The 424-nt window shown below is 33.0% G+C and carries 1 protein-coding gene; it reads right to left on the bottom strand.

The window, feature by feature from the left end; all coding sequences use genetic code 11:
* Positions 1-424 (bottom strand): Rnase Y domain-containing protein (locus FUA24_RS08080; protein ID WP_148541238.1); only part of this gene is annotated, 424 nt, incomplete at both ends.

The raw sequence follows: 424 nt of genomic DNA, 5'->3' as shown, positions 1-424 counted from the left end.
TATGTTGAATACAGACACGCAGTTATCAACAGCTTCTTCAGTTCCTATACGTTGTATAGTATTAATTATAACTTTTTTAGCTTCTTGTTCTGCTGTTAATTTAGCTTCTTCTAAAGCATTTTGTATGAATGCCATAGCATCATTTTTAGCTTCACCTTTTAAAGATTCAACTAATTGCTCTTTGGCTTCTTCTGCAGATAAACTTGAAATAACCTCTAGTTGCTGTACTTGACTTTTATGAAGACGGTCTAGCTCTTCTTGTTTCTTATCAAGTACATCAAGCCTATGGTTGTAGTCTTTAATTTTGTCTTCTAAACTCTGACTTAATTTTTTATTTTTTGAAAGCTCGCTAGAAACTTGAGACTCTTTATCTCTAGTTCTCTTTTCGGCTTCGGCCATTTTTTTATCTCTAGACAGTATTACC

This window comes from Seonamhaeicola marinus, from assembly GCF_008085455.1.
Note: the sequence above shows the minus strand (reverse complement) of the source record. Positions and strands in the feature narration are given on the sequence as shown.